General features: G+C 68.1%; 12 protein-coding genes and 1 tRNA gene. 2 read left to right on the top strand and 11 right to left on the bottom strand.

Annotation, left to right across the window (positions count from 1 at the left end):
• Positions 1-360: 360 nt before the first annotated feature.
• The 11 genes from thrB to B3587_RS07910 all read right to left on the bottom strand — a co-directional run bounded on the left by thrB (position 361) and on the right by B3587_RS07910 (position 12876).
• The gene (gene thrB / locus B3587_RS07960) at positions 361-1308 is read right to left on the bottom strand and encodes a homoserine kinase (protein ID WP_292727701.1); all 948 of its coding nucleotides are present in this window, start codon (positions 1306-1308) and stop codon (positions 361-363) included.
• On the bottom strand, positions 1305-2393 hold the full coding sequence (thrC, locus tag B3587_RS07955) for a threonine synthase (RefSeq protein ID WP_228177646.1): 1089 nt from the start codon (positions 2391-2393) through the stop codon (positions 1305-1307). Before thrC ends, thrB begins: the two co-directional genes overlap by 4 nt.
• Position 2394: 1 nt before the next feature.
• Positions 2395-3732, bottom strand: a complete 1338-nt coding sequence (locus B3587_RS07950; protein ID WP_228177645.1) for a homoserine dehydrogenase — start codon at positions 3730-3732, stop codon at positions 2395-2397.
• A complete protein-coding gene (gene lysA, locus B3587_RS07945) occupies positions 3729-5156 on the bottom strand; it encodes a diaminopimelate decarboxylase (protein ID WP_292727697.1) in 1428 nt (475 codons plus the stop codon). The genes B3587_RS07950 and lysA overlap by 4 nt, the downstream gene beginning before the upstream one ends.
• A 137-nt stretch (positions 5157-5293) precedes the next feature.
• Positions 5294-6304 carry an adenosine deaminase gene (gene add, locus B3587_RS07940; protein WP_292727704.1) on the bottom strand — a complete coding sequence of 337 codons (1011 nt, stop codon included), beginning with the start codon at positions 6302-6304 and terminating at the stop codon, positions 5294-5296.
• Complete coding sequence (locus B3587_RS07935) at positions 6304-7047, bottom strand: GntR family transcriptional regulator (protein WP_292727695.1); 744 nt, start codon at positions 7045-7047, stop codon at positions 6304-6306. Before B3587_RS07935 ends, add begins: the two co-directional genes overlap by 1 nt.
• A 64-nt stretch (positions 7048-7111) precedes the next feature.
• Positions 7112-8047, bottom strand: a complete 936-nt coding sequence (locus B3587_RS07930) for a nucleoside hydrolase (RefSeq protein WP_228177641.1) — start codon at positions 8045-8047, stop codon at positions 7112-7114.
• Between the two features lie 66 nt (positions 8048-8113).
• Complete coding sequence (locus tag B3587_RS07925; protein WP_228177640.1) at positions 8114-9184, bottom strand: ABC transporter substrate-binding protein; 1071 nt, start codon at positions 9182-9184, stop codon at positions 8114-8116.
• A gap of 162 nt (positions 9185-9346) precedes the next feature.
• On the bottom strand, positions 9347-10177 hold the full coding sequence (locus tag B3587_RS07920) for a DUF2993 domain-containing protein (RefSeq protein WP_292727692.1): 831 nt from the start codon (positions 10175-10177) through the stop codon (positions 9347-9349).
• Positions 10178-10180: 3 nt separating this feature from the next.
• Positions 10181-11845, bottom strand: a complete 1665-nt coding sequence (argS, locus tag B3587_RS07915; protein ID WP_228177638.1) for an arginine--tRNA ligase — start codon at positions 11843-11845, stop codon at positions 10181-10183.
• Between the two features lie 194 nt (positions 11846-12039).
• Positions 12040-12876, bottom strand: a complete 837-nt coding sequence (locus tag B3587_RS07910) for a transglutaminase-like domain-containing protein (protein ID WP_228177637.1) — start codon at positions 12874-12876, stop codon at positions 12040-12042.
• Positions 12877-12983: 107 nt separating this feature from the next.
• Between B3587_RS07910 and B3587_RS07905 the strand changes: the two genes are divergently transcribed.
• Positions 12984-13056 (top strand) — tRNA-Arg (locus B3587_RS07905).
• A 253-nt stretch (positions 13057-13309) separates the two neighbouring features.
• Positions 13310-14545: an alpha/beta hydrolase family protein gene (locus B3587_RS07900; RefSeq protein ID WP_292727689.1), complete on the top strand. Its 1236-nt coding sequence runs from the start codon at positions 13310-13312 to the stop codon at positions 14543-14545.
• The last annotated feature ends 62 nt before the right edge of the window (positions 14546-14607 follow it).

Raw genomic sequence — 14607 nt, 5'->3', positions numbered from 1 at the left:
GCGCGCCTGCGTCGGGTGCTGCCTCGTCGGTCGATGCCTCCGAAGCTGCGGTTTCGGTCGGTGTGGCGGCCTCCTCGGCCGCGGGGGTGGTCTGGTCGACAGCGTCGCTCTCGGACGCGTCGGTCTGGACCTCGGAGATGGACTCCACGAGTACTCCCTTGTGTACCTAATGTGCGGTGAATCGAATGATGTGCGGATCCGCACGGATGAAGAAGCCGCCGCGATGGGCTCGACGTGCTGAGCGGGACTCAGCGTCTCGTGCTCATCTGCCTCTCCTCGATTCCTTCCGGGCAGAGATGTCCGGATTCGGGTGATCGAGGGAATTGCGGAGGCTTCGCAGATATGCGGCGGGGGCCAGATTCACAAGTACGTGGAACCCCCCGCGTGCTCCTTCACTGTACCACCCTTGACGTCGACGGCCAGCATGTGAGCCTCCCACGGGGTGTCCGTGACCTGTTCGGCGACGGCTGCAGCCTCGAGGCGACGACCCGGCCCGTCGGCCAAGACCAGCACACTCGGGCCTGCCCCCGAGACGACGGCAGCGAAGCCGTGCTCACGCAGCGTTCGCACCAACCGGTCGGTTTCGGGCATCGCCTGCGCGCGGTAGTTCTGGTGCAGCTTGTCTTCTGTGGCGGCAAGCAGCAGCTCGGGGCTCTGCGTGAGAGCCGCGATCAGCAGCGCCGACCGTGAGAGATTGAAGACTGCATCTTCTCGTGGCACTTGCAGGGGTTGGAGGCTGCGGGCAACGCTCGTTGACATCGTGAAGCTCGGAACGAACACCACGGGCGAAACGCCGCGATGCACCAGCAGCTTCTTGTGCTGCGGCATCGCCTCGTCCATCCACGCGATCGTGAGACCGCCGAACAGCGCGGGTGCGACGTTGTCGGGATGCCCCTCGAGTTCTGTTGCCAGGCGCAGCATCGTGTCGGGCCCGATCTCGACATCGCCTTCCAGCAGTCCCTTGACGGCCAGGATGCCCGCCACGACTGCCGCACCCGAAGATCCGAGGCCGCGGCCGTGCGGGATCGTGTTGCGCGCCCGCAGACGCAGGCCGGGCATGGGGCGGTCGACGGCTTCGAAGGCGTAGGCCATTGCCCGCACCAGAAGGTTGGACTCGTCGCGGGGAATCTCGTCGGCGCCTTCGCCTTGGGCCTGGATGTCCAGGCCCGGCTCCCGAAGCGAGGTCACGACAAGGTCATCGTAGAGACTGAGCGCGAGCCCCAGTGTGTCGAATCCGGGACCCAGGTTCGCACTGGTCGCGGGCACGCGCACCACGACCGACCGTTCGGCAACCCGGGCTGCGTTCACGCGGTTGCCCCTGCGCGCGCGAGCCCCAGCACCGAGGCCACCTCAGAGGTGGTCGCGTCCACGACAGTCGGCCGGGCTTCCGTGCCGTCAGCATTACGCAGAGCCCACTGCGGGTCCTTGAGTCCGTGACCGGTGACGGTGAGCACGACAGTGGACCCCGTCGGAATCACTCCCGCCTCGGCACGGTCGAGCAAGCCCGCAACGCTGATCGCGGAGGCCGGCTCGACGAAGACGCCGACCTCACCGGCGAGGATCTTCTGGGCGGCCAGGATCCGCTCGTCATCGATCGCGCCGAACCAGCCGTCAGTTGCGGCGCGCGCCTCGAGTGCGAGCTCCCAAGAAGCCGGGTTGCCGATGCGGATGGCGGTGGCGATCGTCTCGGGGTTCTTCACGACTTCACCGCGCACGAGCGGGGCACTTCCCTCTGCCTGGAACCCGAACATCCGTGGAACACGGGTGGCGACACCGCGCTCGGCCTCCTCGCGGTAACCGCGGGAGTAGGCGGTGTAGTTGCCGGCGTTGCCGACCGGGATGAAGTGGAAGTCAGGCGCATCGCCGAGGACCTCGACGATCTCGTAGGCAGCAGTCTTCTGCCCCTCGATGCGGTCGGGGTTGACCGAGTTCACGAGGTGAACCGGATAGTTGTCGGCGAGTTCGCGTGCGATCTCGAGGCAGTCATCGAAGTTGCCGCGGATCTGGATGAGCTGACCGTTGTGCGCAACAGCCTGGCTGAGCTTGCCCATGGCGATCTTGCCCTCGGGTACCAGTACTGCCGCCGTGATCCCGGCGTGGGCAGCGTAGGCGGCAGCGGATGCCGAGGTGTTGCCCGTCGAGGCGCAGATGACGGCCTTGGCGCCGTGCTCGACGGCTCGAGAGAGGGCCACGGTCATCCCGCGGTCCTTGAAGGAGCCGGTCGGGTTCATACCCTCGAACTTCACCCAGACCTGGGCTCCCGTGCGCTTCGAGAGCGCCGGGGCCGGGACGAGGGGCGTGCCGCCCTCGCCGAGCGAGACGACCGTCGACTCCGCCGTCACCCCCAGGCGATCGGCGTACTCGTTCATGACTCCGCGCCACACGTGTGCCACGTCAATCTCCTTCTACTCGCAGGACCGAAACGACCCGGTCCACGACGTCACTGTCAGCAAGGCGCTCGACCGTCTCGCTGAGATCCTGTTCCAATGCCTTGTGGGTACCGATCACGAGGCGGGCAACGCCCGTCGGGTCGGCGGCGACGCGCGCGAGCGGGTCGGCTGACGCGTCAGCCACCGACTGCTCGACAGTCGCGATCGAGACGCGGCCCTCGCTGAGGATGCCGGCCACTGTCGCCAGAACACCGGGCTCGTCGGTGACCTCGAGGGTGATCTGATACTGGGTAGTCACGTGCCCAATCGGCAGGATCGGCAGGTTCGCGCGGGTCGACTCGCCGACACCCACGCCGCCGGCAATGTGGCGGCGCGCTGCCGAGACAACGTCGCCGAGCACCGCGGATGCCGTCTGCACGCCGCCCGCTCCGGCACCGTAGAACATAAGGTTCCCGGCGGCCTCGGCCTGCACGAAGACCGCGTTGTTCGCACCGTGGACGCTCGCGAGCGGGTGCTCGCGAGGCACGAGGGCCGGGTAGACGCGCACCGAGATGGCGTCCCCGGAGCCGTTCGCGACCCGCTCACAGACGGCGAGGAGCTTGATGACGTAACCCGCCTTGCGTGCGGCATCCATCATCGGCTTGTCGATCGCGGTGATGCCCTCGCGGTGAACGGCCTCCAGCGGCACCGACGTGTGGAAGGCGAGGCTCGCGAGGATCGCGGCCTTCTGCGCGGCGTCGTAACCCTCGACATCCGCCGTCGGATCAGCCTCGGCGTACCCGAGCGCCTGCGCCTGCGCGAGGACCTCACCGAAATCGGCGCCCTCGGTGTCCATCCGGTCGAGGATGTAGTTGGTCGTGCCGTTGACGATGCCCATGATGCGCTGCACCCGGTCGCCGGCGAGCGAATCGCGCAGGGGCCGGATGATGGGAATCGCGCCCGCCGCTGCAGCCTCGTAGTAGACCTGCGCGCCGACCTGGTCGGCGGCCTCGAAGATCTCGGGGCCGTGCGTGGCAAGCAGCGCCTTGTTGGCGGTCACGACATCTGCGCCCGAACCGATTGCCTGCAGCAGGTTCGTGCGGGCAGGCTCGATCCCGCCCATCAGTTCGATGACGATGTCGGCACCGAGGATGAGGGTCTCGGCATCCGTCGTGAACAACTCGCGCGGCAGGTCGGCGTCGCGCGGCGCATCAGGATTGCGCACGGCGATGCCCACGAGTTCGAGGCGGGCTCCGGCGCGGTCTGCCAGTTCGTCGGCGTGCTGACGCAGCAGCGCGGCGACCTGGGAGCCGACGGCCCCGGCGCCCAGCAGCGCGACGCGGAGGCGGCGATAGTCGGTCATGCCGTCCTTTCGGTCGGGAGGATGCCGGCGTCACGCGCCAGCAGGTCATCGATGGTCTCACCGCGCACGATCACGCGGGAGCGTCCGGCACAAACCGCCACGACGGCTGGACGCGGGAGGTAGTTGTAGTTGCTGGCCAGCGAAAAGCAATACGCGCCGGTGGCGGGGACGGCCAGGAGGTCCCCGGGCGCCACATCGGCGGGGAGGTATTCGGCATCCACGACGATGTCACCGGACTCGCAGTGTTTGCCGACGACGCGGACCAGCTGGGGCGCCGCGTCGCTGACCCGGGACGCCAGGCGCGCGCTGTACTGAGCGCCGTAGAGCGCCGGCCTCGCGTTGTCGCTCATTCCGCCGTCCACGCTCACGTACAGACGCTCGAGCCCGTCCTCGAGAGCGACTGCCTTGGTCGTCCCGACGGTGTAGAGGGTGACCCCCGCCTGCCCGACGATCGCGCGGCCCGGTTCGAAGGCGAGATTCGGCATCCGGATGCCGCGCGCGGCGCACTCGGCGGCCACGGCGTCGGCGATCCCGTCGGCGAGAACCTCGATCGTCGTGGGGGCATCGGCACGGGTGTAGGCGATGCCAAAGCCGCCGCCGAGGTTCAGGACCCGGAGGTCTTCGGCTGCATCCGTACCACCCTGCAGATCTGCGTAAAGCCCCACGATGCGGGCTGCCGACTCGGCGAAACCGGCGGTACCGAAGATCTGTGAACCGATGTGGCAGTGCAGACCGATCAGCCGCAGCCCGGCGATCTCACGCACCCGCGCCGCCGCCAGAGCTGCGTCGGCGAGAGTGAACCCGAACTTCTGGTCCTCGTGCGCTGTGGCAAGGAAGTCGTGGGTTTCGGCGTGGACACCGCTATTGACACGAATGAGCACGGGTTGCACGACGCCGGCAGCTTCCGCGACGGCAGCGAGACGCTCGATCTCCTGGAAGCTGTCGACGACGATCGAGCCGACACGGACAGCGACCGCCTGCTCGAGCTCGGCGACACTCTTGTTGTTGCCGTGCACCCCGATCCGGGCCGGGTCGGCACCTGCTGCCACGGCGACGGCGAGTTCACCACCGCTGGCGACGTCGACAGCGAGGCCGGCATCGGTGACCCAGCGCACCACCTCTGTGCTCAAGAACGCCTTCCCGGCGTAATAGACCCGCGCCGCTACCCCGTGACGCGCCGCAGCGGACGAGAACGCCTCACGAGCACGCAATGCATGAGCGCGCACCTCGCTCTCGTCCAGTACATAGAGCGGCGTGCCGTAGTCCCGGGCAAGCGCTGACGCCCTCACTCCCCCGACGACCAGTTCGCCGCTGGCATCGCGCGCGGCATCCGTCGGCCACACGCCATCGACCAGGTCGTTGGGGTCCGACGGCACGTCCAGCCACGCCGGCACGGGCGGGGCGGAAGTCGGGTGGGCGGACACGCAGAAGCCAATCAGTGAAGTCTTCGGCGCCGAACGAGCGGCGCGAGCAGGTCTCGGGCGGTCAGCGCACGCGCCGAGACACTCCGGTCAGTCTAGGGCACCGGGTATCCTCGCCCGGGAATCCGCTGGCTGCACGCTCAGGCCTGCGCACCGTGTTCCGGCGTGGTTTCGAGCCGGTTGCGCCAGCTCCGTCTCACGCCGTCGGCCACGAAAGCCGCGTCCACGCTGTGGCGCGACAGCTCCCGGATCATGGACTCGTCGAATCCGAGGTGCTCACGCAGCACCGTGACCTCGCCCGAGAGCAGGGAGCCGGTCTGACGAGGATTGTCGTCGCCGAGGACGACGCGCGCCCCGGCGCGGGCGAACCGCGCCGCCGGGTGCTCCGCCATCGACGACACCGCACCCGTGTAGACGTTGGAGGTCGGACAGACTTCGATGGCGATGTCACGCTCGACGAACCAGCGGATGAGATCCGGCTCCTGCGCAATGCGCGCGCCATGGCCGATCCGCGTGGCGCCCAAGAGCTCCACCGCCTGCTGAGCTGCATGCCCGGGTGCCGCCTCCGCGGCGTGGCATGTGATGCCCAGTCCCGCGCTGCGAGCTATCGCGAACGCATCGCGATAGCGCTCGAGGTCGGGGAAGAGCAGTTCGTCTCCCGCAAGGTCGAACCCGACCACACCGCTTCCCGCAGCGCGGGCCGCGGAGCGTGCCACCGCCTCATTCACCTCGGTCGGGTCACTGCGCAAGGCCGCGACGACGACCCCGGCAGAGATCCCGGTGTCAGCCGTGCCGGCCGCGATGCCCGCGCACATCGCCCCGATGACGGCGTCGAGCTCCGACAGCGTCGACGCATGCGAGGCGGGGCCGAATCGCAGCTCGAGGTGATCCTCACCGTCGGCCGCGGCGTCCTCGACGGCCTCCCGCGTGATCCGCTCGAGCAGGTCGAGGCGCGAGAAGAACGGAAACGTCGCGACGACCTTCACGAGGTAGGTGGTGAGATCTGCGGGGCCGTCCAGCTGCAGCGCCGCCACCCAGTCGCGCTCGGCATCCGGCATCCCGAGTTCTCGCGCGACCTGCGCCGCCGTGCTCGGCCGCACCCGCCCTTCCAGGTGGGAATGCAGATTGATCAGAAGAGGCGTGGCGACCATCACGCGCTCTGCTGGAGCGAGATGGTGCCGGCTTCGGACAGGACGACGCTCTTGGCGAAGAGCACCACCGCGCCGCGGTAGGAGACACGCTGCGTGAGGATCAGCGCGCTCGTGTCGGGATCGACGCCGAGCGCATCGGCGCGGTGATCGCCGAGGACGCCCACCGAGACATCGCAGGCACTGGAGACCTGGGACGGGTCCACCGACGAGAGGAGCCGAGTCAGCGCCGACGCCCCGGGCATGCTGTCGCTCGCCGGGTCTGCGAACGCGGACGACACCGACGCGGGAACCGCCTCGAATGCCAGCGCGATCGCCCGCCCACCTCGCCGGAGCACGGATTCCCATGTCCAGACGGCAGCGGACGCGTCGAGCCCGAGAGCCCACGAGAGCAGATCGGAAGCCTGCTGCATCTCGTGGCTGAGGCGATCCACGGTGACGGGGCCGGCAGGATCGCCGATCAGGAACTCCAATCCGCGCACGCGCTCCAGACCGACGCGCGGAAGGGCGTGGCTGACGAACCGACCGACGCCGCGCCTCGTCGAGATCAAGCGGTCCTCCTCGAGCAGGAGCATCGCCTCTCGCACAACCGGCCGACTGACGCCGAGCGACGCACAGAACTCGGCGTCGCTGGGCAGCACGGACCCCAGAGCGTAGGTCCCGTTGCGAATAGCCCGGGAGATGCTGTTGTAGACCGCGACCCGAAGGGGCTGCCCGACGGTCAGAGTCAAGGGCTCGAGGGTCATGGAGCCTTCTCTCGTGGCTAGGGTCGTAGCGGTCATCACGGTGTCCCCGCCCCGGATCGCGGGTTCACGCGAGGACGCGGAGCATCGTCTGGAAGAACAGGTCCTCGTCGATCTCCTCGATCACCCGCGCGTTCGGCTCGCGGCCGGACCGGCGGACCGAGTCCACAAGGCAGTAGCCCGTTGCGACGCCGCTCGCGGTCTCGACGTCCACATAGTAGTCGCTCGCCTTGGTGACGATCCCGGGCTCCACGGCGATCGCGGCGGCGATGGAGTCGGGGTGGGTGCTTCCGTCCATGCCATGCGCTTTCTTGTTGTACGCGAGCGTGCCACGATTCGCGCGCACGAAGAACCGGGAGGCTGGCGTGTCGAGCGCTTCGATCTGCGACAGCTTCCCGAGGTCGAACACCCCCTGACGCATCACCAGATCCCACGGCACGAGCGTGGTGCGAAAACCCGCTCGCAGCACGAGCGCCGCCGCCTCGGGATCGTGGAAGAAGTTCGCCTCGGCGGCCGCAGTGATGTTCCCCGCCGCGTTGTTGGTGCCGCCCATGATGATCAGCTCCTTCACGTTCCCCGCAAAGGACCGATCGGCCGCGGCTGCCAGGGCGAGGTTGGTCAGCGGCGCCTGAGCGATGATCGTGAACTCACCGGGGTTCGCCGCGACGAGGCGAAGGAGCGCGACCACGGCGTTCTCGCTCTCGGGGCGTTGGTGGGCGCGGGGGAAACCCGCACCGCCGAAGCCGTCGGCACCATGGACGTACGACGAGTCGTCGAATGGCGCCAGCAGCGGTAGCCGGGCTCCTTCGTACACGGGGACCTGCCCCGCGCGCCCTGCCACCTCGATCGTGTAGAGGGCGTTCTCGACCATCTGGTCGAACGCGACATTGCCGTAGTTGATCGTCACCGCCTCGAGGCTCGCACCCGGATGGCGCAGGCCGATCAGGAGCGCGAAGGCGTCGTCCTGGGCGGTGTCGGTGTCGATGATCATTCGCAGGGTCATGGGATCTCTCCTCAGAAGGGGCAACGCCGACGGGGCCCGCGCTGGGAGCGCGGACCCCGCATGTGGTCAGGAACCGAGGTCGGCGAGTTCGGGGAACTCCGCGTACACCTCGTCGAGCAGGCTCAGGTCGAACAGGTCCTCCGCCGAGACATCGATTCCCGCTGCGGCCAGACTCGCGAGCGTGCGCTCCTGGAGCTCCGGGGAGATCGTCAAGAGCCCATGTGCGACGGTGTCGGCCGAGACGATGAGGGCGTTCTGCTCCTGTGCGCCGGCCCGGACGGCGACCGGGTCGAGGTCGAGGGCCGTGCCGAACACGTCGGTCACGAGCCGGACCGTCTCATCGACGTCTCCCACAGCATCCGCCCAGCCCTGGATCTCTGCTCGAAGGAACGACTTCAACGTCTCGCGGTTGTCCGCGACGGACTGGTCGGTCGCCGTGATCGTCTTGGCGACGAACGGGAGCCCGTTCGTCGCGAAGGGCAGCGTGGTCGTCGCGATCCCCTGCGCCTCCAGGACGAGCGGCTCATTCGTGAGGTAGGCGATGAATCCGTCGACCTCATTGTTCACGAGGGGGGCGGGATCGAACTGGACGGGGACGACGGTGACCTCTGCCGCATCGATGCCGTTCGCCGCGAGCAGCGCCGCGAACAGCGCGGCGTTGCCGTCCTGCACGCCGATCCGCTTGCCGATCATGTCTTCGGGCGAGGTGATGTCGGCACCATCTGCCAGGGAGAGCACCGCGAAAGGGTTCTGCTGGAAGACCGCGCCGAGGATCTTCAGCGGCGCCTGCTCACGGGCGACCGCCGCTCCGACGGTCGCTGCATCGCTGAAGGCCACATCCGCGGTTCCGCTGATGAGCTCGGGAACCCCGGCCGAAGGACCCGGCACCAGTTGGACGGGCCCGAGGCCCGCCTCCTCGTAGTAGCCGTACGTTTCGGCGAAGTACTCCCCGGCGAACTCTTCGTTGAAGATCCAGCTGAGTTGCGCTGTCAACGCAACGGTGTCCGAGGAGGCGGCAGGGGTGCCTGACGCGTCCGAGGGAGCTGACGAGCACGCCGCGAGGGCGAGCGCGGCGGCGAGGACTGCTGCAGGACCGGCGGCGCGGCGAGCGCGGCGGGAGGCTGGTGCGGTGGTCATTGAACGGGCTCCGGGATCGAGGGTGCCGGCACGGATGCGCCGGTTCCCCCGACGGTACGGAGCGCGCGTTTCGTCGCAGCATCCGCCAGGTTTCCATCTGATTTCAGATATCAGTTGTCAGACATCTGTTTAAAGGAAGACACGCGAGATCGCCACTCCCCCTCAGGAACAGGAGCCGGTCTTCGACGCGCCGTCGAGCATCAGCCCGTCGATGTCGAAGGTCGCGACCAGTTCGTCATCCGTGACTGAGGCGTCTGTCAGCGTCGCCGCGGCCGGCAGGTACTGCGCGACGCAGATCTGCCAGTCCTGCAGAATCGGGTCGGCGAGAGACCCGAACTGGTCGCGCACCCCGTCGGCGGTGACTGCCAGTCCACTGACCTGCAAACTGTCGGGTCGAAGCACGAGTTCGCCGGCCTCGGCGCTCGGCACCAGCGACAGCGAAATCGGGATGCCGAACCCGAACAACGACAGCTCGGTTCCGACGACGATCGCGGGGTCTTCCAGCGTGAGCTCGACGATGTCGATCTGCGCGACGCTGTCAGTGAGGGCTGCGACCTGGGCCTGGTCGAGGGTCACCGTGGCTACTCCCGCACCCACGGTATAGGGCGCCGTCGTGCTCACCCCCTGCAGGGCGACGTCGACATCGGCCGTCGTCGGACCGAGCGGAACGTCATCGGAAGAAAGCCGGATGTCGTCGAGACTGCCGGTGAGCAGCTGCAGGGTGAGCGGACCTTCGACCGACACGTCGACGGGTTGATCGGCGGGCAACTCCAGACTCGTCCGCACCTGGCTCGCAATGCCCGCCTCGATGGTCGATCGCACGACGGTCTCCACGATGACGACGACCACCACCGCGATGACGATGAGCGCCGCCGCGACCCCGACGAGCCACGGCCACACCCGGCGGCGCTTCTTCGGCTCCTCGGGAACCGCGAGCACCCACCCCGCGCGCAGGTCCGGCAGCGGGTCGGTCGGGTGTTCGGCATCCGTCATCGGTTACATCCGTTCCGGGGCTCCAACGCCCAGCAGCGTCAGTCCGTTGCGCAGCACCTGACCGGTGGCGTCATTGAGCCACAGCCGCGTCTGGTGCACCGGCTCGATCGGGTCATCGCCGAGCGGGATTACCCGGCAGTTGTCGTACCACCGGTGGTAGAGGCCCGCGAGCTCTTCGAGATAGCGGGCGATGCGGTGAGGCTCGCGCACCTCGGCGGCGAACGCGACAGTGCGGGGAAACTCCTGCAGGGCGCCCAGCAGAGCCGACTCGGTCTCGTGCGTGAGGGTCTCGGGCGCGAACACGCTGCGGTCAACGCCTGCTGCAGCGGCATTGCGGCCCACGTTGTGCGTGCGGGCGTGTGCGTACTGCACGTAGAACACCGGGTTATCGTTCGTGCGCTTCTGCAGGATGTCGAGGTCGATGTCGAGGTTCGAATCCGTGGAACTGCGCGTGAGCGCGTAGCGGGCGGCATCCACCCCGACGGCCTCGACGAGGTCTTCGAGGGTCACAACCGTCCCGGCGCGCTTGGACATGCGCACGGGCTGGCCCTCGCGCAGCAGGTTCACCATCTGGCCGATGAGGATCTGCAGGTTGACATACGGCTCGTCGCCGAACGCCGCGCACATCGCCATGAGGCGCTTGACGTAGCCGTGGTGGTCGGCTCCGAGCATGATGATGCAGCGGTTGAAACCGCGTTCGCGCTTGTCGAGGTAGTAGGCGAGGTCACCCGAGATGTAGGCGGGCTGACCGTCGCTCTTGATGACAACGCGATCTTTATCGTCACCGAAGTCGGTCGATCGCAGCCAGGTCGCGCCATCCGCCTCGTAGATATGGCCGAGCTCGCGCAGCCGCGCCACGGCCCGGGTGACCGCACCGGATGCGTGCAGGTCGTTCTCGTGGAAGTACACGTCGAAGTCGACGCCGAACTCGTGCAGGCTCTGCTTGATCTCGTCGAACATGAACCCGACACCGAGCTCGCGGAACGCCTCTTGCTTGGCGTCGGCATCCAGGGCGTCGAGGTCACCGTCGTAGGCATCCGTGACGCGCGCCGCGATGTCGGCGATATAGGCCCCGCCGTACCCGTCTTCGGGAGCCGGCCGCCCCTCCGCCGCGGCGACGAGGCTGCGCGCGAACCGGTCGATCTGGGCGCCGTGGTCGTTGAAGTAGTACTCCCGCGTCACGTTCGCGCCCTGCGAGGCAAGGATGCGGGCGAGGGCATCTCCAACGGCAGCCCATCGGGTGCCGCCGATGTGGATCGGACCCGTCGGGTTCGCCGAGACGAACTCGAGGTTGATGACCTGGTCACCGAGCGCCGTCGACGTACCGAACGCAGCGCCCGCGTCGACGATCGTTTTGGCGAGGGAACCGGCGGCCGCGGCATCCAGTCGGATGTTGATGAACCCGGGGCCCGCCACCTCGACGCTCGCGACGCCGTCGACCTGCGAGAGCCCCGCGGCGATCTCGGCCGCGAACTCGCGCGGGTTCACGCCGAGGCTCTTGGCGAGCTTGAGCGCGGCGTTGGAGGCCCAGTCGCCGTGGTCGCGGTTCTTGGGTCGCTCGAGCGGGAGGTCTGCGACTGTGAGATCGGATGCCGCGCCGTCGCGTCGAGCCTCGGCAAGAGGCGTGATCACGGCGAGGAGTGCGGCGGAGAGTGCGTCGGGGTTCATGGCCGATCCAGTCTAGGCGCGCACTGCCCCTCCCCTGCCGCGGCGGCCCGGCGCCCCCGCTCGTGGCCCGGCCCGCCGCCCTCATTCCGCAATCCTCAGCCGCGAGAATCCGATCCGGCGCCGAGAATCCGCTCGGGAACTGCGGTCAGAGGCGCCCAATCGAATTCTCAGCGCGTTGGTGGGATGTTCGCCGCTCAGGCCAGCTGCACGAGCGAAGCGAAGTCGTCGGATGCTGCGTGGTCGGGGACGGATGCCTCGGGTGCTGCATCCGTGTCGGGCGAGGAGATTCGGGCGTCCACGCGCATCCGATCGAGGCTCAGGTTTCCGCCGTGGTAGCTGAGGAAAGCGCAGTCCGCGGCATCCCGCCCGGTCGCGATGCGTACGAGGGAGCGCCGGTCGGCGAGCCGGGTCGCATCGATGACGTACCAGGCGCCATCGAGGAAGGCCTCGGCCACGGCGTGGAAGTCCATCGGCTCCAGCCCCGGCGCGTAACAAGCGGTGTAGCGGGCGGGCACATCCATGGCGCGCAGCAGGGCGATGACCAGGTGAGCGTAGTCACGGCACACGCCTTGACCCGTCATCAGGGTCGTGACTGCGGAGTCGGTGCCAAGGCTCAGTCCCGGCGTGTAGGTCACGGTTTCGGACACGAACTCCGACACCGCGAGCAAGAGGTCTTCGCCGTTGATACCGCGGAACTGACGCCGGGCCTGCGAGAACACCTCGTCTGACTGCGCGTACCGGCTCGGCCGCAGGTAGGTGATCGCCTCGAGATCGCTCGTGGGACGAGATGTCACCTGCTCGTCGACGACGGCGTCGTAGCGAACCTCGAGCACTCCCGGCTCGCCGCAGAAGCGGTGCAGGCGGCTTCCGGTCTGGTCGATGATCTCGATCGGTGTGTAGACCCGATCCCCCTGCGAGAACGTGAGGTTTTCGCTCAGGACAGGTGCATGCTGGGCGACGGCGATCTGGAAAATGAGGTCGATGGATGCCCGGAGTTCCAGGTCCAGTTCGGCGGTCACGATGCGATGCACCGGAGTATCCTCGCACGCCGCGAGGACCTGCGGATGACGCGTCCTGATGCCCCGTGTTCGGGGTGGTCAGGGCGGGCCCGGCGCGCGATGGTAATCTCGATCGGTACGCCTCCGTAGCTCAGGGGATAGAGCGTTGGTTTCCGGTACCAAAGGTCGCAGGTTCGATTCCTGTCGGGGGCACGTTACGGCACCATCAGGCGGGCCCCTGCCGCCGGAGGCTCCGCGGGCCGCGCAGCGGCGCGTGGAGTGGCGGGAGGGCGCGGGGGCACGTTACGGCGAGAGGATCGTCCCGAAGGGGCGGTCCTCTTGCCGTATCTACACCACCCCTCAGGCGGGCCCCTGCCGCCGGAGGCTCCGCCGGCCGCGTCCGCACACACCACTTCCGCTGCGGCGTTCGCCCCGATAGCCTGCCCCCAACTGCACTCGGGGAGAGATGGTGGCGAATCTATTCAGCAGGCACGCGCACGACGTCTTCGAGACGGGGTTCTACAGCGAAGACTTCGACTTCGAGGTGCGAATCCAGCTCGGACAGGCTCCCTACGGCGGCGCGGATGTCGGCGAGGTGCTGCGGACCATCGCCGACGTGAAGGATGGTGACCACGAGGGCTGGCACCAAGCCTGGAGCGCACTCGGCGAACGCCTCGCCGGTCAGGCCGCGGCCTCAGCGGATGCCGGGCATCGCACCAGCGCCGCGGCGGCTTACCTTCGCGCAGCAAACGCCTACGCCCCCGCCGTGAACGCGGCGGCGTCCCTGGGCGACACCGACAAGCTGCAGCACACCTTCCGCGCCCACCGGGCCGCATGGGACGCGTTTGTCGACCGCGCGCCATACCGCGCCGAACGCATCGCGATCCCGTACGAAGACACGACGATGCCGGGCTACTTGTTCACGGCGAGCACGGACGGCGAAAAGGCACCGACCCTCATCCTCGTCAACGGCAGCGACGGATCGATCAGCAGCATGTGGGCAACCGGAGGCCTCGGCGGCCTCCAGCGCGGCTACAACGTGCTCATGTTCGACGGCCCCGGTCAGCAGTCGATGCTGTTCGACAAGGACATCCCGTTCCGCTACGACTGGGAGGCTGTCATCACACCGGTCGTCGACGTGCTCGTTGCTCGGGATGACGTGGATGCCGACCGTATCGTGGCCTACGGCATCAGCCAGGCCGGGTACTGGCTCCCCCGCGCCCTGGCGTTCGAACACCGGATCGCGGCAGCGGTGGCTGACCCCGGAGTCGTCGACGTGTCTCAGTCGTGGCGCGCCGGCATCCCGAAGTCCGAGATGGAGCTCGTCGAGAAGGGCGAGAAGGAGAAGTTCGATCGCGGGATGGAGATGGCCTTGCGCTACTCGAAGTCGGTCTCGCGCCTGTGGAACTTCCGCGCGAAGCCGTTCGGGAAGGACAGTCCGTACGACACGATGGTTGAGATGCTGCGCTACCGGCTCGAGCCAGACGATGCCGCGAAGATCACGACGCCGCTCCTGATCACCTCTCCCGAGAAGGAACAGTTCTGGCCGGGCCAGTCCGAGCAACTCGCTGCGATGGTGCCGGATGCCACGCTTCAGCCCTTCACGGCAGACGAAGGCGCCGACTACCACTGTCAGCCGCTGGCGCGCCTCCTCACCGACGAGCGGATGTTCGACTGGCTCGACACCCGGCTCGGGCGCTGAAGCCCCGCGCGGCCGCGTCCTGGCCGAACTCGCGCCAGCGAACACCAACTCGCCTGAACGAA

This window comes from Microbacterium sp. UBA837 (assembly GCF_002296025.1).
Taxonomy (GTDB): Bacteria; Actinomycetota; Actinomycetes; order Actinomycetales; family Microbacteriaceae; genus Microbacterium.
The sequence above is the reverse complement of the archived record's forward strand: the minus strand, read 5'-3'. Positions and strand labels throughout refer to the sequence as shown.